This is a genomic window from Microcella indica (assembly GCF_013414345.1).
Lineage (GTDB): Bacteria > Actinomycetota > Actinomycetes > Actinomycetales > Microbacteriaceae > Microcella > Microcella indica.
The window spans coordinates 1,660,172-1,684,961 of record NZ_CP058670.1; the positions used below are offsets into that span (position 1 = coordinate 1,660,172).

The following is a 24,790-nucleotide window of genomic DNA, read 5'->3' on the forward strand; positions in this document are numbered from 1 at the left end:
ACCGCCGATAATGGGGGGATGCGCTCGCCCCTGCTCCGCGTCTCGGTGCGCTCGCGCATTCTCGCCGTCATCCTCGTCGTCACGGCGCTCGGCATGACGGTGGCCGGCCTGAGCGCCTACCTCGTGCAGCGCGACCGCGTGCTGGCGAGCATCGACACCGAGCTCATCTCCTCGGTCGAGGCGGCCCGATCGATCGTCACGGGCGAGTCGACGGCGAACGAGGGAGCGGCGACGGCGACTCCCGAGACCGCCCCTGCCGCGTTCGCGACGGTCGAGGATGCGCTCGCGGCGATCATGTCGAGGCTCGTGCCGGGGCGCAACGAGAGCAGCGTCGCGCTCATCGATGGCGAGGCTCGCCTCATACCGGGCACGCGCATCGCCTTCCACCTGGAGGACGACCCGGCCTTCATCGACCGGGCGTGGCAGGAGGCGAGCGGCGGGGTCGTGACGCTCGGCACCGCGGTGACGCAGGTCGGCACGCTGCGCTACATCGCCGCGCCCGTCTCGGTGACCGACGACGAGCAGGTGGGCGTGTACGTGACCGCGGTGGATGCTCAGGCTGCCGTCGACGAGGTCGGCGGCGCCTTCCTGACCTACGCGGGCCTGGCCGTGCTCTCCCTCGCGGCCATCGGCGTCGCCGGCTGGTTCGTCGCCGGCCGGCTTCTCGCCCCGCTGCGGCATCTCACCGAGACGGCCTCGCGCATCACGGCGGAAGACCTGAGCGAGCGTATTCCCGTCCACGGCAACGACGACGTCTCCGCACTCACGGAGACCGTCAACGCGATGCTCGAGCGGCTCGACGACTCGCTCACCGCGCAGCGCCAGCTGCTCGACGACGTGCGGCACGAGCTCAAGACTCCGCTGACGATCGTGCGCGGGCACCTCGAGCTCATGGACGCGAGCAGCCCCGCCGATGTCGACTCCGCGCGCCAGATCGCGATCGACGAGCTCGACCGCATGAGCGAGCTCGTCGAGGACATCGACGCGCTCGCCCGCGCCGAGAAGGCGCAGCTGCTGACCGAGCCGACCGATGTGGCCGACTTCACGGCTCTCGTCTTCAGCAAGGCCACAGCGATGAGCGGTCATGACTGGCAGCTCGCGGAGACAGCGGAGGCGATCGCCCTCCTCTCCCCCTCGCGGCTCACCCAGGCCTGGTTGCAGCTCGCCGACAACGCGGCCAAGTACTCACCGGCGGGTTCGACGATCCGCCTCGGCAGCACGGCCTATGCCACAGCGGTCGAGTTCTGGGTCGCCGACGAGGGCCCCGGGATTCCGGAGGGAGCGGAGGAGCGCATCTTCGAGCGCTTCGGCCGCGCCGATACCGGGCGCGGCATCGCCGGCTCGGGGCTCGGCCTGCCGATCGTCGCCGCGATCGCACGCGCTCACGGCGGTTACGTGACGCTCGACAGCTCGGAGGCCGGCGCCCGCTTCGGCATCGTCGTGCCCACGGAGGCAGAGCAGGATGCCCCTCCCCCGCCCGCGGCCGGCTTCGACGGCACCGACATCCCGAGGAGCGAAGCGTGAGCAGCATTCTGGTCGTCGAGGACGAGGCCCGCATCTCGACCTTCGTGGAGAAGGGTCTCACCGCCGCGGGCTACACGACGACGGTCGTGACCGACGGGCGCAGCGCGCTCGACTACCTCGCGACGGGGTCGTTCGATCTCGTGCTGCTCGATGTCGGTCTGCCGGGGCTCGACGGCTTCGAGGTGCTGCGCCGCTTCCGGGCGGGCGGCGCGACCACTCCGGTGATCATGCTCACGGCACGCACGAGTGTCGACGACACCGTGACGGGCCTCGACGGCGGCGCCAACGACTACTTGCCGAAGCCCTTCAAGTTCGACGAGCTGCTCGCGCGCATCCGCGTGCGCTTGCGCGAAGCCGGCCAGCAGGGCGCTGCGGAGACCGTGCTGCGGCACGGCGCGCTCACTCTCGACCTGCGGGCACGGCGCATCACGGTCGACGGCACCACACTCGATCTCTCGGCGCGCGAGTTCGGGCTCGCCGAGCAGTTTCTGCGCCACCCCGATCAGGTGCTGTCGCGCGAGCAGCTGCTCAGCCGCGTCTGGGGGTTCGACTTCGACCCTGGTTCGAACGTCGTCGACGTCTACGTGCGCTACCTGCGCGCCAAGATCGGTGCCGATCGCATCGAGACCGTGCGGGGCATGGGCTACCGCCTCGCGCCTGCCGGCTGACGGAGCCGCCGCGCTCAGTCGGCGGAGTCGACCGAGTCAGGGCTGTCGACGGAGGCCGGGCTCGCGGCCGATGCGGGGGCGACCGGCTGCGGCGCGGGGGCCGGGGCCTGCACGACCTCCGGTGCCGAGCTGGCACTCGGGGTGGGGGTTGCCGTCGGGGAGGCCGTCGGCGTCGCACCGACGCTCGCTCCAGCACCACTGACTCCCTTGACCTCCTCGAGAGCGATGCTCGAGATGGGGGGAACCGACGACTCGGTCGTCGAGTCCACGAGCGGCATGGCCCCCGCGATCGACGCGGCACTCGCGGCGACGAGACCCAGCCCGAGCGCCGAGGCGGCTCCGACAGCGAGCCATCCGCGTGCGGCGCCGTGCGCTCGGGGAGTTCCGGTCGGCGACGAGGTCATGCTTCCAGTATCGACGGCGCAGCCGGGCCTGTGGGTGAGAGTTCTCTCACGGAAGCGCCCGCCTTGCGGCACGCACCGCTACCAGGTGGAGGTCGTGAGCGGCCGCTCATCGGCGGTGACGATGCGCTCCGCCCGCTCGAGCAGCAGCTGAGCATCCTCCGACCCCGCCGCCGAGCGTGCGAGAGCGTGACCGAGAAGCTGCGTGCCGGCGATCGCGTGCGCACGGTCGGCGAAACCAGGCTCGCGGGAGCCGAACCAGCGCCGTCGCCACCCGTCCGCGAGCACCGAGCTGCGGCGTGCGCGCACCGTGGCCGCGCTGCCCCCGTCGTGGATGACGGTCGCGATGAGGTGGGCGTAGAGTGCTGCGGCATCATCGGCCGGGTCGCCCCACCCGGAGGTGTCGATATCGAGCACGCCCGTGATGCGGCTCGGTTCGCTCGGGTCTACGAGCAACTGCGCGAGGTGCAGATCGCCGTGCACTGTGCGCGAGGGGGGCGGTTCGCCTCCCGCGCGATACCGGGCGGCGATCGCCCGCGACGTGCGCTCGATGCGCGAGTCGTGGTCGGGCAGCTGGTCGAGCAGCCGCTCCTCGTACCAGTCGAGGCGGCGCACGAGCGAGGAGCGCGCGGGCGCCTCGGAGGGCACCGACGCGATCTGCACGACAAGGCGCGCGAGCTCATCGAGCAGCGCGCGCGGATCGGTCGCCCGGTCGAGGACGCTGATGAGCTCGGCTCCCGCGAGGGCTTCGAGGGCCACGAGCCCCTCCTCGCTCCACCCGAGCACGGAGGGAACGGGAACCCCGTGCTGGCGCCACTGGGTGTGCTTGCGCTGCAGAGGCTCGGCCGTCGAGGGGCGCACGACCTTCAGGAAGTACGCGGTGCCCGAGGTGTCGACGCGCACGACCGCGCGCTTGCCCGGCCGGTAGGCGGCGAGGGAGACCTTGAGGTCGTCGACGGGCAGGCCGAGTCGGCCCAGCACGACCCCGGCCGCCTCGGCGTAGACCGCCGTGCGCAGTGCCGGCAGGGCGGGGTCGGCGGGGTACACCCAGACATCGACGCGGTCGCCCGATCCCGGCTGCGTCAGCGTGAGCACGCCGGGTCGCGTCGTGTCGGGAGGCGAGGTCTCGACGAACACGGTGTGGTCGGCGCTCTTCCCCGCGGCATCCGTGAGTGAGACGCGGTAGCCATGGGTGAAGCCCTGCCCGGTCGGCTCCACCTGCAGCGCTGTCACCTCGCCGAGCGTCGAGCCGAGGGACGACGCCACGGCGGTGAGCACATCGTGGTGCGGAAGGGGGCGCGCGGTCGTCGACATCGTTCACATTCTGTCGGATGTCTCGGTCAGCACGTCAATCCGCCGCACCGGGTTGACGCGGCGGCATCGGGTCCAGTAGCGACACCGACTCACTCCCTCCCCCGATGTGGGGGGGGCCACGATTGCTGGAGAGCAGACCGGCACCGGCGTAGGGTGTACCCGTCGTGTCCCCCCTTTGGCGGACACCGCGAGCGCACCACACCCCCGCACCACACCCCAACTCCACACCCCCGAGACCCACCCCTTCGGCACCCGCCCCCCACGGGTCGCCCGCACCACCCGAGAGGGTTCCTTCACCCGAAAGGAAGGACCGTCAGCATGCCCGCACTCCTCGTCACCGCCATCGTCGTCTCCCTCGAGCGGCACCGCCGCCTCACGCCCGTCACCGCGATCCTCACCGGCCTGTCGACGCTCGCGATCGTCGGCGGCGCCATCCTCGTCACCTTCTCGGCGACCGCTCCCGCCCTCGCGAGCGACTTCGCGCCGCGCGGTGTGGGCGAGAGCTCGCTCGAGCGCGTCGACGCGCTGCAGCTGCCCACCCTCTAGGGCGCCGCTCGCCCCCGCGCAGACACGGCCACGCAGCGGCCGACCGCGCCTACTCCTGCCCGCGGGGCGACTGGCCCCAGCACTTCGGCCCGCAGTCCCGGTACGGCCCCGACTCGCCGGACGCCGCACGCCGGGTGCTGATGAGGCGCCGCACGGAGTCGTCGACCGAGGCCTGCGAGACGGTGCCATCCTCGACCGAGGCGACCAGAGCATCCAGGAGGGATTCGGGGTCGATGCCGACCGATCGGGGATCGCCGGGCAGCACGTAGAGCAGCAGGTCGTTGCCGGCGGCGAGCGCGCGCACGGCGTTGCGTTCGGGGTCGGCGTACTCGGCGAGGCCCGAGCGCTGCAGCATGAGCATGTCGTCGGTGACGACGATGCCGTCGAACCCGAGCTCGTCGCGCAGAATCGTGATCCACTCGCTCGAGAGCGTCGCGGGCACGGCGCTGATGCTGTCGAACTGCAGGTGGCCCGTCATGACGAGCGGGGCGCCCGCCTCGATGCCCGCGATGAAGGGCACGGCGTGCGTGCGCCGCCACTCCTCGAGGCTGATGCTCGAGCGGGGCACGCTCACGTGCGAATCGTCAGGGCTCGCCCCGTGCCCGGGAAAGTGCTTGAGCGTGGAGAGCGCGGCGCCGCTCTCACCGCGCACGGCGGCCGCGACCCGCTCGGCGCTCGCGGTGGGCGATTCGCCGAGGGTGCGCGGGCCGATGAAGCTCGAGCCGTCTGGCGAGACGTCCGCGACCACGCCGAAGTTGATGAGCACCCCCGCCTGGTCGACGAGACCCGCCCTCTCACGAAAGGCGGCCTCCGTCGCGGACGGTGGCGCCGTCCACAGGGCGCGCCCGGCCGGCGCGTCGTCGGCGAGGAGCCGCCGCACGATGCCGCCCTCCTGGTCGATGGCGGTGAGGATCGGCAGGCCCGGCTCGGCGTGCAGCGCGGCAGTGAGTCTCGAGACGGTCGTTGCCGAGCCGCCGACGTTGTCGCCCATGAGGATGACGCCACCGAAGCCGTGCCGCTCCACGACCGAGCGGATGCGTGAGGCATCCGTGCCCGGCACGTGGATCATGACCTGGGCGGCGAGCTTCTGTCGCAGGGTCATGTCGGCGAGCCGTTGGTCGACGTAGAGGGCGGCGGGGTCGAGCAGCGGCGGCGCCCCGGCAGAGCGGGCCTCGGGCGCGCGCGGTGCCGCCCCGTAGGAGACGCAGCCGGCGAGGACGAGCACGGCGAGGGCGGCCGCTGCGGCGAGGAGCGCGCGCGGTCGGCTCGAGCGTCGTCGCATCTGACGATGGTAGCCCGGGCGGGTCGACATACGATGGCCGCATGCTGACTCGCGCGCGTGCCCTGCTGGGTGCCGCGCACCTCGGGCCGAGCGTCGTCGTCACGGTGGTCTCGGTGGCGCTCGGCGTCGTCTCGGGCCTGCCGCTCGAACGGGTGGCGCTGCTCGGTGCGGTCATCCTGGCCAACCAGCTGTCGATCGGCTGGTCGAACGACGCCCTCGATGCGGAGCGCGACCGTGATGCCGCCCGCGCCGACAAGCCGACGGTGCGCGGGGACGTCTCACCCCGCACCCTGCTGGTGTGCGCCGTGGCGAGCGCGACCCTGGCGATCGCCCTCTCCCTCCTGCTGGGCCTGGCGGCGGCCGCCGCGCACCTGGTCTTCCTCGCCTCCGGCTGGGCCTACAATGCGGGGCTCAAGCGCACCTTCTGGGCGACCGCCTGCTACGTGGTGGGCTTCGCGAGCCTGCCGCTCATCGTGACGCTCGCGCGCGAGACGCCGCAGCCGGCGGCGTGGTGGGCGGTCGGCATCGGCGGGATGCTCGGCCTCGCCGCCCACGTGGCGAACGTGCTGCCCGATCTCGTGGATGACGCCCGGCACGGCATCCGCTCGTTGCCCCATGCGCTCGGCGCCCGCGCGTCGGGCGTCGTGGCCCTGCTGGCTCTCGCGGCGGCAGCGGCGCTCGGCGCGCTCGGGCCGCCGACCCTCACCCCGGTCGGCATCACTGGTCTCGCCGCCTCGGCGGCGCTCCTCGTGGCGGGGCTCGTCGTCGTGGCCCGCCTGCCCGGCTCGCGCGCGCTGTTCCGCATCATCATGGCATCGGCGCTCACCGCGGTCGTGACGCTCGCGGGCGCCGGGTCAGCGATTCTCGGCTGAGGCCGTCTCCTCGGCCGGCGCGGGGTCGTTGCGGATGCCGATCGCCGAGGTGATGGCACCGGCGGCGAGCAGTGCCGCGCACAGGATCAGTGCGCGGTCGAACCACGCGCCGTCCACCTCGGTGCCGATGACGAGCCCGAGCACGGCGATCGCGATGAGCCCGGCGACGCGCGAGACGGCGTTGTTGGTCGCGGAGGCGATGCCCGACTGCCGCGGGTCGATCGCGCCGAGGATCGCCGAGGTGAGCGGCGCGATCGTCATGGTGAGCCCGAAGCCGAAGAGCAGCACGCCGGGCAGTGCCTGCGTGACGAAGTCGAAGGGCTCGTCGATCGCGAGCATCAGCAGAAAGCCGACGGAGGCGAGTGCGGGCCCGCCGGCCATGAACCATCGGGAGCCGTACCGCCCGGCGAGCGTGCCGAACCAGGAGGAGAGGGCGATGTTGAAGATGGTGACGGGCAGCAGCACGAGCCCCGCGAGGGTGGCTGAGAGGCCGATGCCCTGCTGCAGGTAGATCACGATGACGAGCGACCCGACGGCGAGGGCGGCGTAGATGGTGACGGTCGCGAGGTTGCCGACGGCGAAGTTGCGGGAGCGGAAGAGCCCGAGGGGCAGCATGGGATGCGCGGCACGGCGCTCGCGGACGAGGAAGCCCGCGAGGCACAGCACGCCGACGATGAGCGGGACGAGCACGATGGGGTCGGCCCAGCCGTAGTTGGCCTGCTCGATGAGGCCGAAGACGAGCCCGCCGAGCCCGACCGCGCCGAGCAGTGCGCCGAGGTAGTCGATGGGCACGCGCGTCTCGGCGGGCTCGTTGCGCATGGGCAGCATGAGGATGAGCGTCGCCGCAATGGGGATGACGTTGATGACGAAGACCCATCGCCAGCTCGCGAGGTCGGTAAGCACCCCGCCGATGAGGGGGCCGGCGAGGAAGGCGGCGGAGGTCCACGCCGTCCAGATGCCGATCGCCTTCGCCTGCGTCGCGCCGCGGTGCGTGCTCATGATGAGCGCGAGCGAGCTGGGCACGAGAAGCGCTCCGGCGACGCCTTGCGCGGCACGCGCAACGATGAGTAGCTCTGCCGTGGGGGCGAGCCCGCACGCGATCGAGGTGACCCCGAAGCCGATGAGGCCGATGCGCAGGATCGCGACGCGGCCGAAGAGGTCGCTGAGCGAGCCGGCGAGCAGGATCAGGGCGCCGAGCGTGATGAGGTAGGCGTCGACGACCCACTGCTGCACGGGCAACCCCCCACCGAGCTCATCCGTGATGGCGGGCAGAGCCACGTTGATGACGGTCCCGTCGAGGAACGCGACGAAGGCGGCGAGAATCGCGACGGCGAGAGCGCGGCGGTTGAGGGGGTTCACACGGATGAGTCAATCACAGGCGAAGTGCAAGTAGAAGTGCCAACCCGTTATACCCCTGGGGGTATAACGTGTACTCTGGTGGGCGACCCCCACCGAAACGGAGCCCGTGCCATGCGCCGCACCCTCAGCACCCTCGCCCTCAGCCTCACTCTCGCTCTCGGCCTCGCGGCCTGCGCTCCGAGCGCCGAGCCGCTCGACCTCGAGGAGGGCACCGTGCTGCTCGACGTTCGCACCCCGGGCGAGTTCGCCTCCGGCCACCTCGCGGGCGCACTCAACATCGACGTGCAGGCCGCCGACTTCGAGGCGCGCGTCGCCGAACTCGACCCCGACGCCGCGTACGTCGTCTACTGCCGCACGGGCAACCGCTCGGGTCAGGCCATCGCGCGCATGGAGGCGCTCGGCTTCACCGACCTCACCAACGGCGGCAGCGTCGAGGGCGCGGCTGCGGCCACGGGCATCCCGATCATCACCGACTGAGCGGAGCGCCTCGCGCTCAGGCGACGGGCGCGGATGCCTCGGCCACGAGCTCGCGCACGCGCGGCATGACCTGCGTGCCGTAGAGCTCGATCGCGTGCATGAGCTTGTCGTGGCTCATCGGGCCGGTGCTGTACTTCATGTCGAAGCGTTGCACACCGAGGCCCGTGACGGTCGCGGCGATCTTGCGCGCGACGGTCTCGGGCGAGCCGACGTAGAGCGAGCCGTGGGCGATCTCGGCATCGAACTGCGCGCGCGTCGTGGGGCCCCAGCCGCGCTCGCGCCCGATGCGCGAGTACATGACCTCGTAGTGCGGCCACAACTCTTCGGCCGCCTGCTCGTCGGTGTCGGCGACGTAGCCGGGCGAGTGCACGCCGATGGGCTGCATCGGCTGCTCGAGCTGCGTGAGCGCGCGGTGGTAGAGGTCCACGTACGGCGCGAAGCGCGCGGGCTCGCCGCCGATGATCGCGAGCATGAGGGGGAACCCGTACCGTGCGGCGCGCACAACCGACTCGGGGCTGCCGCCGACGCCGACCCACGTGCGAATGCTGCCGCTCTCCGTCGTCGGGTACACCTGCACGCCGTTCAGCGGCGGGCGGATGGTGCCCTCCCACGTGACGGGCTGCTCCTTGACCACCTCGGCGAAGAGGTTGAGCTTCTCCTCGAAGAGCACCTCGTAGTCCTTCAGCTCGAGGCCGAACAGCGGGAAGGACTCGGTGAACGAGCCGCGGCCCATGATGATCTCGGCGCGCCCGTTCGAGACCGCGTCAAGCGTCGCGAAGCGCTGGTGCACGCGGATCGGGTCGTCGGAGCTCAGCACGGTCACGGCGGTGCCGAGCTTGATGCGCTCGGTCTGCGCGGCGATCGCCGTGAGCACGACGTCGGGTGCGGAGACGGCGAAGTCGTCGCGATGATGCTCGCCGATGCCGAAGAAGTCGACGCCGACCGTGTCGGCGAGAACGCCCTCCTCGACGACGTCGCGGATCACCTGCGGGTAGCTGACGTACTCGCCGGCGGCGTCCTTGCTGCGGTCGCCGAAGGTCTCGAGCCCGAATTCGAGGGAGCCGCTCGTGGCGGCGTCTGCAGTGCTCATCGTTCCTGTCCGTCCCGAGCGGGGTGTCCGCTCATCTCCCTAGTCGCGTCGTGCCGTTGAAATGCAGTCAATTCACACGCATTGACATCACGAACGCGAGGATGCGCGCTGCTATTCCCGCACGCCCGTCACGGCTGCAGGCGCCCCAGCTGCCACTCCCCGCTCGCGTCGCGCGTGTAGACGAGGCGGTCGTGCAAGCGCGAGGTGCGGCCCTGCCAGAACTCGACGCGGTGCGGCACGATGCGGAAGCCTCCCCAGCGCTCGGGCCGCGGCACGGTCTCGACCCCCTCGAAGCGCTCCTCGGCCTCGCGCACCTTGCGCTCGAGACCCTCGCGCCCGTCGATGGGCTGCGACTGGTCGCTCGCCCACGCCGCGACCTGCGCGCCGCGGGGCCGGTTCGCGAAGTAGTCGTCGCTCGCCTGCTGCTCGACCGGCCGCGCCTCGCCGTAGAGCATGACCTGCCGGTGCAGCGAGTACCAGGGGAACACCGCCGAGATGCCCGGGTTCGCGAGCAGCGCCCGGCCCTTGCGCGAGGTGTAGTCGGTGTAGAACTCGAACCCGCGCTCGTCGACGCCGCGCAGCAGGACGGTGCGCACCGAGGGTGCGCCATCCGGGTCGATCGTGCCGACGACCATCGCGTTCGGCTCGTACACCTCCCGCTCGGCCGCCTCGGCGAGCCAGGCGCGGAACTGCGTCACCGGGTCGGCGGCCGCGTCGGCCTCCTCAAGCTTCTCAACCCCGTAGTCGGTGTGCGTGCGCAGAGCGGCGGTGAGGTCGGCGGCCACAGGGTGCGTGCGTGTCTCGGGGCTCTCGCTCATGCCGTCAGCGTAGGCGGCGAAGGCCGAGAAGTCGCCCGATGCGCAGCTCGTCTGTTCGACGGGCCAGCGGAGACTGGTCTTCTGGACCGTGACGCGTTCGGCGTGGTCTCTCTGCGGGAGGGCCACAAGGGGTCGAGACCGCTAGGGTCGAGACTGACCCTGGAGGAGCCCCATGACATCACCCGCCCGGATACTCCTGCTCGCCGCGAGTATCGGCGTCCTCGTTGTCGGGGGTAGCCAGGCGGCCGCCGCCGACCCCGTCGACTACGTCGATCCTGACCCCGCCGATCCGGCGTTCGTCATCGCGGTCGACCCGACGGACGGCACCACCGACTTCCTCGAGCGAGAATTCACGGTCGGGGCAGGAACAGTGGCGAGCACGACCCTTACCCTCGACTGGGAGGCGCAGGGTGTCGGCGACTCCTGTGGCGAAGCATCCTCCTCCGGCTTCGCCGACGAACTCGGCCTCAGTCTGACCTCGCCCGAGGGGACGACCGTCGTGCTGCACCCCGAGTACTCCGACAACCTCTACGAGTCGGGGAATGCCCCTCGAGTGCAGGTGACCTTCGACGACCTCGCGGCTGAGCTTGTCGGATCCACGAACGGCGGCATCCCCGAGACGGGCGAGTTCCGACCGCACGAACCGCTCTCGAGTTTTGCCGGCGAGGACGCCGCAGGCGTGTGGACGCTCACGCTCGTCGACAACTTCGACGGCGGCGCGCAGTGCTACTACGGCGCGCAGTTGACGGTCGATTTCGGCACCGCGCCCGAGCTCGACAGCGGGGCGCTCGACGACGCGACGGTGAATGAGTCCTACAGTGCGCGTGTGCCCGTCGCCGCAGGGGACTCGCCGATGACCTTCGAGCTCACCTCCGGAGCGCTCCCTCCCGGCATCACGCTCGATCCCAGCACGGGCCTCGTGAGCGGAGTGCCCACGGCCGCGGGAAGCTACTCGTTCGCGATAACAGCGACGAACGCATACGGCACCTCGACGGAAGCATCCTTCACCGTTGCGGTGACGACGAGCGCGCTCGCAGCTACCGGCGCCGAATGGACATGGGTCGCCGCTGCCGCGTTTCTCGCAGTCTCGAGCGGACTGGTCGGCGTTCTGCTGTACTGGCGGCGAGGAAAGACCCTCACCAGCTGACGCTTGAGCAGGGCCGACCGTCGTGACGCGGGTCAGAACAGGCGGCGCCGGCCGAGAAGTCGCCTCACGAACTTGTCGAGTTCGACGATGACGAGCACGCTCGAGGCGGCGATCGCGCAGCCCGCCCACTCGGCGAGGGTGAGCGGCACGAGCCCGAGCACGGCCGCCGCAGGGCCCCACGTCATGACGATCGCCTGTAGGCCGATCGCGCCGAGCGCGGTGGCGATGAGGAACGGATTGCTGAACGGGCTCACTGTGAACAGGGAGCGGTGCTCGGTGCGCGCGCTACCCGACTGGAAGAAGCTCATGATGACGAAGAGGGTGAGCACGAGGGTGCGCGCGTGGTCGAGCGCGTAGCCGCTGTTCAGCGCCCAGGCGAAAGCGAGCAGCAGCACGACGGCCATCCAGATCGCGGTGACGACCGTGCGCCCCCACAGCGCCCTCGAGAGGATGCCCTCGCTCGACGGCCGCGGAGGCCGCCGCAGCTCGTCCCCCTCCTCGGGCTCGAAGGCCAGTGCGACGTCCTGCAGGCCGCTCGTGACGACGTTGAGCCACAGCACCTGGATGGGGAGGAACAGCAGCGGCTGGTCGAGGAAGACGCTCACGGCGACGGCAAGCATGATGCCGAAGCCCGTGGAGAGGAGGAAGAAGGTGGCTTTGCGGATCGCCGAGAACGTCACGCGGCCCTGCCGCACGGCTTCGACGATCGTCGCGAAGCGGTCGTCGGTGAGCACGACGTCGGAGGCTTCGCGGGCGACATCGGTGCCCGCGCGGCCCATCGCGACGCCGATCGCCGCCGCCTTGAGGGCGGGCGCGTCGTTGACGCCGTCGCCCGTGACGGCGACCGTGTGGCCGAGCTGCTGCAGCGCGCGCACGATGCGCAGCTTGTCGGTCGGCGAGACGCGCGCCGCGACCGTGGCGGTGCGCAGGCGCTCGCGCAGGGCGTCGTCGTCGAGGTCGCCGACCTCGACCCCCGTGATGACGCCGCCCTCGACGGCGATGCCGAGCCGGTCGGCGATGGTCGTGGCCGTGAGCGGGTGGTCGCCGGTGATCATGATGACGCGCAGGCCGGCGGCGCGGCACTGCTCGATCGACGCGCGCGCCTCGGGCCGGGGCGGGTCGGTCATGGCGACGAGGCCGAGCAGTTCGAGCTCGCTCGGGTGCGGCAGCTCGGGGCCGTGCGGGGCACTCTCGGGCGACTCGCCGCTCGGGTAGCGGCGCCGGGCGAGGGCGAGCACGCGGTACCCCTCGCGGGCGAGCTCAGCATTGGCCTCGAGCACGCGCTCGCGCGTGGCCGCGAACGGCTGCTCGGCGCCCGCGACGCTCGAGCACATGGCGAGGACGAGCTCGGGGGCTCCCTTGACGTGCAGCACGAAGCCGTCGGGCTCGTCGCGCAGGGACTGCGCGTAGCCGTTCTGCGGCTCGTACGGCAGGTGGGCGAGCTGCTCGGGCAGCTCGACGTCGGCGCCGACGACGGTCGTGTCGCGCGCGGCGACCGCGAGCGCCACGTCGACCGTGTCGCCGAGGAAGCCCGCTTCGCTGTCGGCGTTCACGTGGCACTCGTTGACGAGCGCCCCCGTGCGCAGTGCGGCTCGAGCGGTCTCGTCGAGCTCGGGCGGAGCATCCACGATGTCGGCGACGCCGCGCGCCGTCCACAGGCGCTCGGCGGTCAGGCGGTTCTGGGTGAGCGTGCCCGTCTTGTCGCTCGCGATGACGGTCGTCGACCCGAGGGTCTCGACCGCCGGCAGGGTGCGCACGATCGCGTTGCGGGCCGCCATGCGCCGCACGCCGATCGCGAGCGCGATCGTGAGCACCACGGGCAGGGCTTCGGGAATCGTCGCGACGGCCATGGAGACGGCGGAGAGGAAGATCTCCTCGAGCTCCTCGCCGAGGAGAGCGCCGGCGACGAAGACGATGGCGGCGACGAGGCCGACGAACAGGCCGATGCGCCGCTCGAGGCGGCGGACGATGAGCTGCAGGGGCGTGGGATCGGGGGCGCCCTGCACGAGCTCGTTGATGACGCCGAGCTCGGTGTCGGCGCCGATCGCGACGACGACGCCGTGCGCGCGGCCGGAGGTGGCGAAGGTGCCGCTGAAGAGCATGCTCGTGCGGTCGGCGACCTCGGTGTGCGCGGCGACCGGGTCGGCGGTCTTGTGCACGGACTCTGACTCGCCGGTGAGCATGGACTCGTCGACGAGCAGGGCGTGCGCGTCGAGCAGCCGCAGGTCGGCCGGCACGCGTTCGCCGCTCTCGAGGGCGACGACGTCGCCCGGCACGAGCTCGGTGGCGCTCACGCTGCGCACGTGGCCGTCGCGCACGACGCGCGCGGCGGGCACGGTGAGCGAGGCGAGCGCACGCATCTCGCGGTCGGCCCGCAGCTCCTGCCAGAACCCGATCGTCGCATTGAGCACGAGAACGATGAGGATCGCGATCGCGTCGACGTAGTCCTGCAACAGGAGCGTGACCGCCGCGGCGACGATCAGGATCGCGATGAGCGGCGAGCGGAATTGCCGCAGCACGATCTTCCACGCCGGGTCGGGCGGCCGCGCGGTGAGCGCATTGGGCCCGAACCGCTGCTGCCGCTCCCCCGCGTCCCCCGCCGTCAGCCCGCGCGGACTCGACGCGAGCTCGTCGAGCACCGCAGCCGCGTCGCGCGCGTGCCACAGAAGTGCGCTCATCGACGTGGCCACATTCTTCAGGCTACTCTCGCTGCTCGACTGCGCCCCAGGGCCAGAAGTCCCTTCCCAGACAGGCCGACACCATGGAGCGAACGTTGACACGAGAAGTCTTCAATATGGTGGGCCACTCGCTCCCGCAGTCATGCAGGGAGGAGCCGAACCTTGAGTAGCGTAATGGTGTCGGTGTCGCCTCCAGCGTCCCGAAACCAGCCCACCACGCCGTGCGGATGGTCGTCCCAACGGTCCATCGCTGCCTCCAGAAGGGCGCGCGGCGCCTGCACGTTGTCGACCGTGACGGGACGCGTGCCATCGCGAAACGACATCCGTTTGTGGTGGCTCCTCAGGCGGTGCACGAGTTCGCCGGCGATCCGGTTCGTCAAGAGGTACTCCTCGATTACCTGCTCCCGCGAAATGCCGAGGAGGCGCAACGCGAGCGCAACTGTCACCCCTGTGCGGTCTTTACCCGCCACGCAGTGAATCAGAGTCGGTCCGTCGCATGTAGCGATGACCCCGACCGCAGACGCCATACCGGTAGCTGCCGCCGGGCTGAGGAGCGCACCGTAGAACGCTCGGAGACCATCAGTGTCAGCAGACTCGGGATGAGGCTGCTGGGTGGGATCGACGAGAGAGAACCGATGAACTCGTGCGTACGCCTCGAAGGGGTGGACCGGGCCCGCTTCGCTCTGATGTCGAAGGTCAATGATCGTCGATGGGGGCCACGCCGTGTTCGTCGGCACACTGTCTTCCTCAAGAGGGGCATCGCTACGTAGCAGGACATCTTCACGAATGGTGCCGGGGGGAAGCCCGTGGCTCACGTCGCGGAGGTTTACGAAAGCGTTCACTCGATCAGCCCCGCAGTCCGCTCATCGCCATCGTGTTCTTGAGATGCCTCTCGATGACGAGGAAGACCACGATGGCGGGCGCGGCCACGAGCGCGGACGCGGCCATCATGAGGGGCCAGTCCGTTCCCACCTCGTCGGTGAAGAGAGACAGCCCCACCGTCACCGTCCGCATCTCCATCGATCTCGTGACGACGAGCGGATACAGGTAGCTGTTCCACGAGCCAAGAAAGGTGAAAAACGACGAGACGGCGATCGCGGGCAGCGCCAGCGGCACGACGACGTGGCGAAGCACCCGCAGCGGGCCGGCACCATCGATGATCGCCGCTTCTTCGAGCTCGCGGGGGATCGTCTCGAAGAACTGCTTGAGGAGAAAGATCACGAACGCGTTCGCGATGAAGGGCACGATGAGTGCGGGATACGCATCGATCCAGCCCCACTCGCTCAGGAGGACGAACAGTGGCACGAGGAGCACCTCGCCAGGAATCATGAGACTCGCGAGCACGAGCAGGAAAAGAGCGTTCTTGCCCCTGAAGCGCATGCGGGCGAAGGCAAAAGCCGCCGGGATGCCGACGAACAGGTTTCCGAGAACCGTGGCGATCGCCACGATGGCGCTGTTGAGGAACCAGCGCGCAAACTCGCCTCTCGCAAGCACCTCGCCGAAATTCTCCCAGTCCCAGGTCTGCGGAAGGATCGACGGCGGCCAGGAGATCGCCTCATCTTGGGGCTTGAGAGCGGTCAACAGCATCCAGAGGACAGGGAACAGCACGATGACCGCGAGCAGGATGCGCAACGCGGCCAAACCGGGAGTGCGATCGGCGCGGCGACGGGTTCTCGAACGGTCGCCCGACACGACCGGAACGGCCACTGACCGCTCCACGTCGGAGATCACCTTCGCGGCGCTCATTGGTAGAACACTCTCGACCCGAGCCAGCGCTGCTGGATGAACGTCACGGTGCCGATCACAAGCAGAAGGACGATGGCGATCGCGCTCGCATAGCCTGTGTTGAAGAACTCGAACGACTGCTGGTAGAGCTCGTAGACGACCACGCTTGTTGCGTTCTGCGGCCCACCCGACGTCATGATGTGCACCTGGGCGAAGACCTGGAATGAGTCGATCACGCCCAGTACTAGGCAGAAGTACAGCTGAGGACCGAGCAGCGGGAGGGTCACGTGCCATGCTCGCTGAGCCGACGAGGCACCGTCGAGACGGGCCGCCTCGTGCAATGCGGGGTCGATGCTGTGGATACCGGCGAGCAAGATGAGCATGAAGTAGCCGAACTGCCGCCAGACCGAGGGGATCGCGACGGCGAACATCGCCCAGTTCGGATCACCCAGCCAGTTCTGCTGAGGTAGTCCCACGAGCGGCGCGAGGTAGTTGACGAGTCCGAAGTTCGGTTCGAGGATCCACATCCAGACCGCCGACACGACCGCGATGCTCACGACGAACGGGACCGCCATCGACACCCGAAGCACTGTCGAGGATCGGCTATGGCGAGCCACGGCGAGGGCTGCAAAGAAGGCGAGGACGAGGCTCGGCGGAAGCGTGAGAGCGGTGTACAGCAGTGTTGCACCGGCCGCACGCATGAAGTCGGGGTCTACGAACAGTCTGAGGTAGTTCGCCACACCGACGAGGTCGAAATTGCTCGAGATACCGTTCCAATTCGTCAGGCTCATGAAGAACGCTGAGGCGAGAGGGTAAAACACGAAGACCGCGAGCAGGATGAGCGCCGGCGCGAGGAAGAGCAACGGGATCACCGCCGCGGGCCCCCGCCCACGGGTGCGGCGCTGGGGGCGCCGCACGCCGCGGGTGGAGGTCGGGACCGTGGCAGTCATCGCGAGATCGCGGCCATTCGCTCGTCGAGGAACCGGATCGCTTCACGTTGCGCGTCGGCCGGGCCGAATTCGAAGACCCCGTAGCCCTCGTAGTCGATCTCATCGAGAGCGGCGATCACGGAATCCCAGTCGATGACTCCGGAACCGATCGGCAAGTGCTCGTCGATCATTCCACCGTGGTTGTCCTGGAGGTGCAGGTGCTTGATGCGCGAACCCATCTGCCGAACGGTGTCGGCAACGTCGAGCTTCGACTGGCGTGCGTGGCCAGTGTCGAGAGTGATGCCCTTCAGGTCGGCGTTCCACTCGTCGTGAAGCGTGATCATCCCCTCGGGCAACCACGTGTCTTCGAAGTGGTTGTTGGCGATGATGAGGTTCTCGGCGACGACTCGGATTCCTCGCGGGGCGCCGTAGTCCGACAGTTCCTGATAGACCTCGGCCTGGTTCTGCTTCATCTGCGGCCAGCCGGCCTCCGGGTAGTAGCTGTGCACGCCCGGGTGCACGTTGAGAACCGTTGCACCGACCCGCTCAGCGACCATGAGGGCGCGCATCATGTCGGTACGTGCAACCTGGTACGCGGCGGCGTGCAGCGAGGCGATGTTGAGATCGCGAAAGGGCGCGTGGACGGTGAACTCGACTCCGTCGGCATGCAGCTTGCCGAGCGCGGCGTACAGGTCGTCGTCGGGCTCAGTGCTCGAGAAGTCCACAGAGAGCTCGAAGGCGCGGATGAAGGACGAGGACTCGCGCATCTGATCGACCTTCTCGATCGAGATGGCGGCAGCCGGGGTGATTCTCATGGTGTCTCCCTTGAGTCGTTGGGTCGTTGGGTCGTTCGTGCAATCAGCGTGGAATGAGGGAGTGGTCCCGCGGGTGAACACCGCAGGACCACTCCGGTGGGGCACTAGTTCCTGGCGAGAATCTCGTCGGCTCTGGCCGCTGCGTCGTCAAGGATCGACGCGGGATCCCCCTGACCGGTCAACGCCGCCTGGAAAGCGTCAGCGATGACGGTCGCGATCTCCGGGTATCCCGGCAAGTTCGGGCGGGCGCGCATCCCCGGAATCTGACTGGCGGCAACGCCGCGCCGCGGGTCCTCAGCGAGCCAGGTCTCCAACGTCTCGGTCTCCCACGCCGACTTCATGCCCGGGATGTAGCCGCTCGCGACCGACCACTCGGCCGAGACCTCGGGACTCGTCCACCACTCGATGAACGTCGCTGCGGCCGCCTTCTCCTCCTCGGAGATGTCCGCAAATACGCCGAGATTCTGCCCGCCGAGCAGGGAGACGTCGTCGCCCATCGTCGTGTACGTGGCGACCCCGACCTCGAATCCGGCTGCCTCCGTCATGGCCTGGAGTCCGGCCGAGCTCTGCTCCCACATCGCTACGCGTCCTGTGGTGAACAGGTCTCGAAGCTGGCTGAAGGTCGCGTCGGTCTGGATCATCTCCGAGGCACCGCTGGCGAGAAGGTCCTGGTAGTTCTCGAGAACGCGCACACCCTCCGGCGAGTTGAACTCGGCCGTCGTCCCGTCGTCGTCGAACATCTGCCCGCCGAGCTGGAACAGGCGCATCTCGAAGGCCCACGGCGCGGCTGCGCCGAATCCGAACCCGAGCACATCGGGACCGGCGGTCTCGCGCACCGCGAGCGCCGCCTCTTGGAGGCCGTCCCAGGTCGTCGGCATCGAGTCGGCGTCATATCCCGCCGCGCTAAGAAGGTCGACGTTGTAGTAGAGCACATTGGTGCTGTAGCCGAACGGCACGGTGTACTGCGTGCCGTCGTAGGAGTTCACCGAGACGATGCTGTCCTCCATGTCGCCGGCGATCCCTGCCGCCAAGTCGGGTGAAAGAGAGTCGAGCGGCTCGAGCACACCGAGGCCGGCGAGCTGCGCCATGGTGGAGACCTCCATCTGCGAGAGCGCCGGGGGGTCTCCCGCGGCAATCGCCGTCTGGATCGAGGGGAGGATCGCATCGTACGGCTGGTAGATCGGGTCAACGAGGATCCCCGGGTGCGACTCCTCGAAGTCGTCGACCATCTCGCCGAGACGCGTCTGGGCGGGGTCGTTCATGGTGTTCCAGAACTGGATGGTGACTGGGTTCTCGGGGTCGAACTCGATGCTGGTGGCGCCGGCCGGTGTCGTTTCCGATCCGGCGCACCCTGCAAGGGCCGCAATCATCGCGAGCGATGCTCCCGTCGCGATCATGGACTGTGTGCGCATGTCTACCGTGCTCCTTGGTTGTCGTGTGGATGGTGTGGTGATGGGGATAAGAGTCGCGAGTTGGCCCCGAAGACCAGAAGCGCTCAGTCAGGAAAGAGCTCGGCTGAGTGCTCCTGGCCGCCGAGTCGGGTGAAGCGGGGACCCAGCGCCTCGTACATCCGCACGATGCTGCGGGCAACGTCAATCGCCGGCGACTTCGTCCGCAGTGGCCCAGTGTCACGAATAGTGCGGAAAGTCTCGGCGATGTCATCAGTCGCGATCTCGTACGCAGCGAGGTAGTGCGGCACGGACGAAGGATCTTCACCCACGAGGCGAAATCGTTGTCCCGTGAGGAACCCGGGCATCGTCAGCACCTGCGGAATGTGCACCTCGTCATACCAGCAGTTGAACTCCGCCTCGGCGCCGGCGAATGGCACAGTCTCCACGAGCTGCAGGTATCGGGCCATGACCCCAACCTGATTTGTCTAGATGAATCCAGGCGGGCTGATCAGTGACGCGAATGTAAACTCCCATCGAAGCCCCGGGGCGACCTCCGGACTCCGTCATCGACTCTCTAGCGGTAGCGCAAGACGTACGCCGCCCGGTCGGCGCGGATGCGGCGTCGCACGTAGTACAGCGGAATCCCGTCCGAGTCGACGCTCACCCCATCACGAACGACGAGGGGTGCACCAGGGCGCCCACCCAGGTGCTCCACCTCGAGATCTCCGGCCGCCGTGGCTGAAAAAGCGCGCCAGTCGTAGAACGCCGTCACCCCGAACACATCGCGAAGCACAGTGCCCAACGGCGCGTCACCGATCCAGCTCTCGGTGAGATGCGGAAACCGACGACCGTCGAGCCAGTAGCTGTTGACCGCGAAGGGGTCACCTGCGGTGGCCGTGACGGTGTCCAGGCGGACGACCGTCTCCCTCGGGATGGCAAGTCGATGAGCCGAGCCGTCATCGGGGTCCGGCCCTTCGGCCAGCACCGACTCATTGACGTTGTGGATCACGCTCCTAGTGGAGGCGTGCCCGCTCCCGTCATCAACCGGAGATGCGGGGTCCACCGCGATCTCGAGCACCGGCATCGGATTCGTCACGAAGGTGCCGCTGCCCTGTCGCGACTCGATCACCCCGCGCTGACGGAGGACGTCGAGTGCATCTCGAATGGTCAGTCGGTTGACGCCGAACTCTTCGCGCAACGCCGCTTCCGTAGGCATTCGCTGGCCCGCGAGCCACTCTCCCGCGTTGATCCGGTTCTGCAGCTGCAGTGCGATCGTGCGATACACAGAATCGCGCCCGTATCCCCGCCGTGACATTCGCTCAGTCTAGGGTCTGAGGAGGAAACGAACGGGGACAGTCCGTCGTTGCGACCCGAGCACCGGTCGCGACGACCGAGCATGTGGACAGGAGCGCCCGGACCGACGCCCGGGCTTCTTGGTGGACCTGAGGGTGTGTGGTTTCAGTACATCGTGGACACCTGTCTCACGTCATCGTGGACAGCAGTGCCGGTGAAGCCGTGATGTCTCACGTCATCGTGGACACCCTGGCCGGTGCAGTGTCAGCGGGTGAGCAAAGCCGAAGTGTTGATCCTCGCCGTCACCGTTCAGGGTCTCTCCGTGCGGGAAGCGGCCCGCATTCACGGGGTCTCGAAGTCGCTGGTCCATAAGCTCCACCAGCGGTGGCTCACCGAGGGCGAGGCGGCCTTCGCACCGCGCTCGAGAGCGCCAGGATCCAGTCCTCGTCGAACCCCGGACGCCGTTCGGGCCCGGGTGCTGCAGTTGCGCGCCCAGCTCACCGCCGATGGGCTCGATGCCGGCGCCGACACGATCGTCGCCGTCCTGGCCGCTGAGGGCACGACGGTGTCACGGTCGACGATCTGGCGGATCCTGCGCGGCGCTGAAGCGATCACCCCGCAACCCCAAAAGCGACCCCGGTCCTCGTGGCAGAGGTTCACCGCCGAGCGGCCCAACGAGCTCTGGCAGTCCGACACCACCCACTGGCAGCTCGCCGACGACAGCGAGGTGGAGATCATCGCCTGGCTCGATGACCACTCCCGATTCCTGACCCACCTCAGCGCCCACGCCCGCGCCAACGGCCGCACCGTCACCGACACCTTCCAGCAGGCCGCGATGGAGCACGGCTATCCGGCGGCGACGTTGACGGACAACGGCAACATCTTCACCACCCGCTTCGCCGGCGGCACCCGTGCTCGCACCTCCGGCAATGCCTTCGAGACCCTGCTGGCTCTGCACGGCATCACCCAGAAGAACGGCCGCCCCTACAAGCCCACCACGCAAGGCAAGATCGAACGGTTCTGGCAGACGCTGAAGAAGCGCCTCACCGTGCGCCCCGCCGCAACGCTTGCCGAGCTGCAGCACGAGCTGGACGAGTTCCGCACCCACTACAACCAGCACCGTCCGCACCGCTCGTTGAACCGGCGCACCCCGGCCTTCGCCTACGCCCTGATCCCCAAGGCGGCACCGACCCAGCCGGACGACCCGAACATTTGGCGAGTGCGCTACGACACCATCGACGCCGGCGGGAAAGTCTCCCTACGGTTCGCGAACCGCATGATGCACCTCGGCTACGGCCGAGCCCACGCCCGCATCGCGGTGATCGTCCTCATCCACGGACTCCACGCCACCACGATCACCCCCGACGGCGAGGTCATCGCCGAGCACATCATTAACCCCAACAAGGGCTACCAAGCCAAAGAATGAAAAACGGGCGAACCCCGCAACCGCGGGTTCACCCGTCCACGATGTCGTGAGACATCACATTGGTGGACCTGAGGGGACTCGAACCCCTGACCCCCTGCATGCCATGCAGGTGCGCTACCAGCTGCGCCACAGGCCCGTGGCGAACCCGACTCTCGCCGGGGACAACTCGACCAGAGTAGTACACCGACCCGGTGCCCACCAATTCACGCGAGCCGGGCATCCGCGTCGTCGCACGGTGTTGGATAGGGGCATGCCTGCGACTCCCGTCACCGTCTCGATCACCCGCACCGTACCGCCGGAGCGCGCCCGCGAGTTCGCCGCCTGGGCGCGCGCCGGCGAGGACCTCATGAGCCAGTTCCCCGGCTATCTGGGCTCCGGCTGGGTGCGCCCCGACCCCGAGTCGCCCGACTGGCACATGCTGCTGCGCTTCGCCGACGAGCCGAGCCTGCGCGCGTGGGAGAACTCGAGCGAGCGAGCCTGGTGGGTCGCGACCGTCAAGGAGCTCGCCGCGAACATGCGCGTCGAGGAGCGCACGGGCATCGAGGGCTGGTTCGACGAGCCGAGCCGCGTCGACGTCATCGCTCCCCCGCCGGCCGCGCCGCCGCGGTGGAAGCAGATGATCTCCATCATCCTCGTCTTCTACCCGCTGAGCCTCGGCACGAACGCGCTTCTCGACCCGTTTACCGAGGGCTGGCCGCTCGTGCTGCGGGTGCTGCTGCTCGTGCTCATCGTCTCGCCAATCATGACCTACCTCGCGCTGCCGTTCGTGACGCGCGCATTGCGGCCGTGGCTGATGAAAGGGCGCGTGTAGCGCTGAGTCTCGACGGCGCCGCTAGGCAGAATCGGTGGCGGGATGCTCGAGCTCGAGCGGCACGGCAGGGCAGTCCTTCCACAGCCGCTCCAGGGAGTAGAACAGCCGCTCCTCCTCGTGGAAGATGTGCACGATCACGTCCCCGAAGTCGATGAGAATCCAGCGGCCCTCAGCCCGGCCCTCGCGGCGCAGCGGCTTCACGCCCGCCTCAATCATCTTCTCCTCGACCTCCGCCGCGATCGCCTGCACGTTGCGCTCGTTGCGACCCGTGACCAGCACGAAGACGTCGGTGAGCGGCAGAGGCTCCGAGACGTCCAGCGCGACGATGTCCTCACCCTGCTTGGAGTCGGCAGCACGAGCGGCGAGCTGTGCGAGGTCGAGGGCGCGGGAAGTAGCGGTCACGGGGTCCTTGAAGAGTCGGGAGCGAAGGGAAGCACTCAGAATAGTCCGTTGACCGCCGCGAGCACGAACAGGCCGATCGCGACAACCGCCATGACGACCGTCGCCGCCACCAGTACCGTCGTGAGGGTGTTGCCGTTGCGCTGAGGCTTGCCGTGCACGATGTTGCCCGTGCCCGTGTGGCCGCTCACCGCGCGCAGAGCGCTCACCGGCGCCGTGCCCGTCGACGTGAGCTCCACATCGCCCGGCTCCACGTAGTCGTCCACGTCAGCGCTGTCGTGCACCGACGGCACCGTGCCCGTGCTCGTGACGATGCGCGGAACCTCGATCATGCCCGTCACGATGATCTCGCCCGTGCCCGTGACCGGGCCGCTCAGGCTCGAGACCGGCATCTGCGGCAGCACGAGCGCGTTCGTCGAGTGCGAGGCCGACCCGACCTCGCGGCTGAACGTGTTCTCGAACGGATCCTCGTCATCGTGCACGCCCACCGACCAGTGGCTGCCGGTCGGCGCCGAGGACGACGACGGCTCCACGAGCTCGTCGGGGGACGCCTCCGGCTCGATGAGCGGCGGCGGCACCGGAGCTGACGGCGGTAACGGGGCGGGCGACGGGAGCGTGTGGCTCGGCGGTGGCGCAGAGTCGACCGGCGGGGCGGTGTCGGTGGGCGGTGCAGTGTGGTGAGTCGTCGGCGCGGGCGCCTCGTGCGGAGACGGAGCGGGTGCCTCCACGCCCCGGGGCACCACCGGTTCGCTCGCCTCGCGCAGCGAGCGCAACTGGCGGCGCGAGAGCGTGTGCTCGCTGATGACGTGCGGGGCCGACGACTGGCGAGCACCGGGCCTCGGCTCGGCGACGTGGTGCGAGGCGGGCCCGTCGACCGGGCGCTCCGTGCGGTACTCGAGCGGAGCATCCTCATCAACGGCCGGGGCGAAGGAGGCGCGCGGGGCCTCCTGCTCCGACGGCGGGCGGAAGTCGCGGCGGCGCATGCGCTGCGCCGGCTCGGCAGGAGGAGCCACAGGGGCGGAGGAGGCGAAGCTCGGCGGCGAGGGGGTCGGCGCCGGCACCGCGCTCGTCACGCTCTCGCGGCCGGCAGCCTCGCGCGCGGCGCGCTCGGCGCGCTCGGCCGCTTCGCGGGCTTCGCGGCGGCTCATCGGCTGCTCGTGGTGACTGCTCATGACCTAGGTACTCCGGTACAACTGGTGCTTGGAGATGTACTGCACGACTCCATCAGGGACCAGATACCAGACGGGTGATCCCTCCTCGACGCGACGACGGCAATCCGTCGACGAGATCGAGAGGGCCGGCACTTCGAGCAAGCTTACGTCGCCCTCCGGCAATGCGCGAACGCTCAGCGGATGACCCGGCCGACTCACGGCGATGAAGTGGGCGAGCTCCCAGAGCTCGCGCGCATCCTTCCAATCCAAGATCTGCGCGATCGCGTCGGCGCCCGAGATGAAGAACAGCTCGGCGTCGGGGTGCTGATCGTGCAGGTCGCGCAGGGTGTCGATCGTGAACGTCGGGCCCGTGCGGTCGATGTCGACCCGGCTCACGCGGAAGCTCGGGTTCGCGGCCGTCGCGATGACCGTCATGAGGTAGCGGTGCTCGCTCGAGGTCGCATCCGGCTTCTGATACGGCTGGCCGGTCGGCACGAACACGACCTCGTCGAGCTCGAAGTGGTGGGCGACCTCGCTCGCGGCGACGAGGTGGCCGTGGTGGATCGGGTCGAACGTGCCGCCCATGACGCCGATGCGCGCGCGGCGCTTCGTGGTCGGGGTCACGGTGGCGGGGGCGGCGATGGCGGTCGCGTCGCGTGTCGAGAGGCTCGGAA

General features: G+C 69.3%; 25 protein-coding genes and 1 tRNA gene. 8 read left to right on the forward strand and 18 right to left on the reverse strand.

Translation table 11 applies throughout. The features are described 5' to 3' along the window. Positions 1 to 18 precede the first annotated feature (18 nt). Together HUJ41_RS08130 and HUJ41_RS08135 are read left to right on the forward strand one after the other, a co-directional pair. Entirely contained in the window at positions 19 to 1,524 is a 1,506-nt protein-coding gene (locus HUJ41_RS08130; RefSeq protein ID WP_179872139.1) for a sensor histidine kinase, read from the forward strand. Continuing rightward, the gene (locus HUJ41_RS08135; protein WP_179872140.1) at positions 1,521 to 2,192 is read left to right on the forward strand and encodes a response regulator transcription factor; all 672 of its coding nucleotides are present in this window, start codon (positions 1,521 to 1,523) and stop codon (positions 2,190 to 2,192) included. Before HUJ41_RS08130 ends, HUJ41_RS08135 begins: the two co-directional genes overlap by 4 nt. A 14-nt stretch (positions 2,193 to 2,206) precedes the next feature. On the opposite strand, the gene HUJ41_RS08140 is transcribed toward HUJ41_RS08135, so the two are convergent. Both HUJ41_RS08140 and HUJ41_RS08145 read right to left on the reverse strand, forming a co-directional pair. Then, entirely contained in the window at positions 2,207 to 2,596 is a 390-nt protein-coding gene (locus HUJ41_RS08140) for a hypothetical protein (RefSeq protein WP_179872141.1), read from the reverse strand. A 78-nt stretch (positions 2,597 to 2,674) separates the two neighbouring features. Further along, positions 2,675 to 3,907: a phosphotransferase family protein gene (locus HUJ41_RS08145; RefSeq protein WP_179872142.1), complete on the reverse strand. Its 1,233-nt coding sequence runs from the start codon at positions 3,905 to 3,907 to the stop codon at positions 2,675 to 2,677. Between the two features lie 318 nt (positions 3,908 to 4,225). Here HUJ41_RS08145 and HUJ41_RS08150 point away from each other — a divergent pair, with 318 nt between their 5' ends. After that, positions 4,226 to 4,453, forward strand: coding sequence for a hypothetical protein (locus tag HUJ41_RS08150; RefSeq protein ID WP_179872143.1), 228 nt, complete (start codon positions 4,226 to 4,228; stop codon positions 4,451 to 4,453). Between the two features lie 49 nt (positions 4,454 to 4,502). Here the strand turns inward: HUJ41_RS08150 and HUJ41_RS08155 are convergent, their stop codons facing one another. Further along, positions 4,503 to 5,735, reverse strand: a complete 1,233-nt coding sequence (locus tag HUJ41_RS08155) for a glycoside hydrolase family 3 N-terminal domain-containing protein (protein WP_179872144.1) — start codon at positions 5,733 to 5,735, stop codon at positions 4,503 to 4,505. A gap of 41 nt (positions 5,736 to 5,776) precedes the next feature. On the opposite strand from HUJ41_RS08155, the gene HUJ41_RS08160 reads away from it, so the two are divergent. After that, positions 5,777 to 6,607, forward strand: coding sequence for a UbiA family prenyltransferase (locus HUJ41_RS08160; RefSeq protein ID WP_179872145.1), 831 nt, complete (start codon positions 5,777 to 5,779; stop codon positions 6,605 to 6,607). On the opposite strand, the gene HUJ41_RS08165 is transcribed toward HUJ41_RS08160, so the two are convergent. Then, complete coding sequence (locus HUJ41_RS08165; protein ID WP_179872146.1) at positions 6,590 to 7,966, reverse strand: MFS transporter; 1,377 nt, start codon at positions 7,964 to 7,966, stop codon at positions 6,590 to 6,592. The two genes, HUJ41_RS08160 and HUJ41_RS08165, sit on opposite strands and share 18 nt — an antisense overlap. Positions 7,967 to 8,077: 111 nt before the next feature. Here HUJ41_RS08165 and HUJ41_RS08170 point away from each other — a divergent pair, with 111 nt between their 5' ends. After that, on the forward strand, positions 8,078 to 8,443 hold the full coding sequence (locus HUJ41_RS08170; RefSeq protein WP_179872147.1) for a rhodanese-like domain-containing protein: 366 nt from the start codon (positions 8,078 to 8,080) through the stop codon (positions 8,441 to 8,443). A 16-nt stretch (positions 8,444 to 8,459) separates the two neighbouring features. Here the strand turns inward: HUJ41_RS08170 and HUJ41_RS08175 are convergent, their stop codons facing one another. Together HUJ41_RS08175 and pdxH are read right to left on the reverse strand one after the other, a co-directional pair. Further along, positions 8,460 to 9,533, reverse strand: coding sequence for an LLM class flavin-dependent oxidoreductase (locus HUJ41_RS08175; RefSeq protein ID WP_179872148.1), 1,074 nt, complete (start codon positions 9,531 to 9,533; stop codon positions 8,460 to 8,462). A gap of 128 nt (positions 9,534 to 9,661) precedes the next feature. Beyond that, positions 9,662 to 10,351 carry a pyridoxamine 5'-phosphate oxidase gene (pdxH, locus tag HUJ41_RS08180; protein ID WP_179872149.1) on the reverse strand — a complete coding sequence of 230 codons (690 nt, stop codon included), beginning with the start codon at positions 10,349 to 10,351 and terminating at the stop codon, positions 9,662 to 9,664. Positions 10,352 to 10,523: 172 nt separating this feature from the next. Between pdxH and HUJ41_RS08185 the strand changes: the two genes are divergently transcribed. Continuing rightward, entirely contained in the window at positions 10,524 to 11,498 is a 975-nt protein-coding gene (locus HUJ41_RS08185; RefSeq protein ID WP_179872150.1) for an Ig domain-containing protein, read from the forward strand. Between the two features lie 32 nt (positions 11,499 to 11,530). On the opposite strand, the gene HUJ41_RS08190 is transcribed toward HUJ41_RS08185, so the two are convergent. The 8 genes from HUJ41_RS08190 to HUJ41_RS08225 all read right to left on the reverse strand — a co-directional run bounded on the left by HUJ41_RS08190 (position 11,531) and on the right by HUJ41_RS08225 (position 20,351). After that, a complete protein-coding gene (locus HUJ41_RS08190; protein WP_179872151.1) occupies positions 11,531 to 14,176 on the reverse strand; it encodes a cation-translocating P-type ATPase in 2,646 nt (881 codons plus the stop codon). A gap of 140 nt (positions 14,177 to 14,316) precedes the next feature. Continuing rightward, positions 14,317 to 15,018, reverse strand: a complete 702-nt coding sequence (locus tag HUJ41_RS08195; protein ID WP_179872152.1) for a tyrosine-protein phosphatase — start codon at positions 15,016 to 15,018, stop codon at positions 14,317 to 14,319. Positions 15,019 to 15,022: 4 nt separating this feature from the next. Then, the gene (locus HUJ41_RS08200; protein ID WP_179872153.1) at positions 15,023 to 15,922 is read right to left on the reverse strand and encodes a carbohydrate ABC transporter permease; all 900 of its coding nucleotides are present in this window, start codon (positions 15,920 to 15,922) and stop codon (positions 15,023 to 15,025) included. Next, positions 15,919 to 16,851 carry a carbohydrate ABC transporter permease gene (locus tag HUJ41_RS08205; protein ID WP_179872154.1) on the reverse strand — a complete coding sequence of 311 codons (933 nt, stop codon included), beginning with the start codon at positions 16,849 to 16,851 and terminating at the stop codon, positions 15,919 to 15,921. Before HUJ41_RS08205 ends, HUJ41_RS08200 begins: the two co-directional genes overlap by 4 nt. Continuing rightward, complete coding sequence (locus tag HUJ41_RS08210; protein ID WP_179872155.1) at positions 16,848 to 17,645, reverse strand: sugar phosphate isomerase/epimerase family protein; 798 nt, start codon at positions 17,643 to 17,645, stop codon at positions 16,848 to 16,850. Before HUJ41_RS08210 ends, HUJ41_RS08205 begins: the two co-directional genes overlap by 4 nt. A 104-nt stretch (positions 17,646 to 17,749) precedes the next feature. Next, a complete protein-coding gene (locus HUJ41_RS08215; RefSeq protein ID WP_179872156.1) occupies positions 17,750 to 19,057 on the reverse strand; it encodes an ABC transporter substrate-binding protein in 1,308 nt (435 codons plus the stop codon). 83 nt (positions 19,058 to 19,140) lie between these two features. After that, on the reverse strand, positions 19,141 to 19,503 hold the full coding sequence (locus HUJ41_RS08220; protein ID WP_179872157.1) for a DUF4286 family protein: 363 nt from the start codon (positions 19,501 to 19,503) through the stop codon (positions 19,141 to 19,143). Positions 19,504 to 19,610: 107 nt separating this feature from the next. Next, positions 19,611 to 20,351, reverse strand: a complete 741-nt coding sequence (locus tag HUJ41_RS08225) for a GntR family transcriptional regulator (protein ID WP_179872158.1) — start codon at positions 20,349 to 20,351, stop codon at positions 19,611 to 19,613. A 249-nt stretch (positions 20,352 to 20,600) separates the two neighbouring features. On the opposite strand from HUJ41_RS08225, the gene HUJ41_RS08230 reads away from it, so the two are divergent. Further along, complete coding sequence (locus HUJ41_RS08230) at positions 20,601 to 21,755, forward strand: IS481 family transposase (RefSeq protein WP_179872159.1); 1,155 nt, start codon at positions 20,601 to 20,603, stop codon at positions 21,753 to 21,755. Positions 21,756 to 21,815: 60 nt separating this feature from the next. Here HUJ41_RS08230 and HUJ41_RS08235 read toward each other — a convergent pair. Continuing rightward, positions 21,816 to 21,891: transfer RNA gene (locus HUJ41_RS08235), tRNA-Ala, on the reverse strand. A gap of 114 nt (positions 21,892 to 22,005) precedes the next feature. On the opposite strand from HUJ41_RS08235, the gene HUJ41_RS08240 reads away from it, so the two are divergent. Continuing rightward, the gene (locus HUJ41_RS08240) at positions 22,006 to 22,566 is read left to right on the forward strand and encodes an antibiotic biosynthesis monooxygenase (protein WP_179872160.1); all 561 of its coding nucleotides are present in this window, start codon (positions 22,006 to 22,008) and stop codon (positions 22,564 to 22,566) included. 21 nt (positions 22,567 to 22,587) lie between these two features. Here HUJ41_RS08240 and rsfS read toward each other — a convergent pair whose 3' ends face one another. Genes rsfS through nadD form a run of 3 tightly spaced genes read right to left on the reverse strand, consistent with a single transcriptional unit; the run spans position 22,588 to position 24,740 of the window. Beyond that, the gene (gene rsfS, locus HUJ41_RS08245) at positions 22,588 to 22,968 is read right to left on the reverse strand and encodes a ribosome silencing factor (protein WP_152582653.1); all 381 of its coding nucleotides are present in this window, start codon (positions 22,966 to 22,968) and stop codon (positions 22,588 to 22,590) included. 35 nt (positions 22,969 to 23,003) lie between these two features. After that, positions 23,004 to 24,137 carry a hypothetical protein gene (locus HUJ41_RS08250; RefSeq protein ID WP_179872161.1) on the reverse strand — a complete coding sequence of 378 codons (1,134 nt, stop codon included), beginning with the start codon at positions 24,135 to 24,137 and terminating at the stop codon, positions 23,004 to 23,006. A gap of 3 nt (positions 24,138 to 24,140) precedes the next feature. Further along, complete coding sequence (gene nadD, locus HUJ41_RS08255; protein WP_179872162.1) at positions 24,141 to 24,740, reverse strand: nicotinate-nucleotide adenylyltransferase; 600 nt, start codon at positions 24,738 to 24,740, stop codon at positions 24,141 to 24,143. Positions 24,741 to 24,790 lie beyond the last annotated feature (50 nt).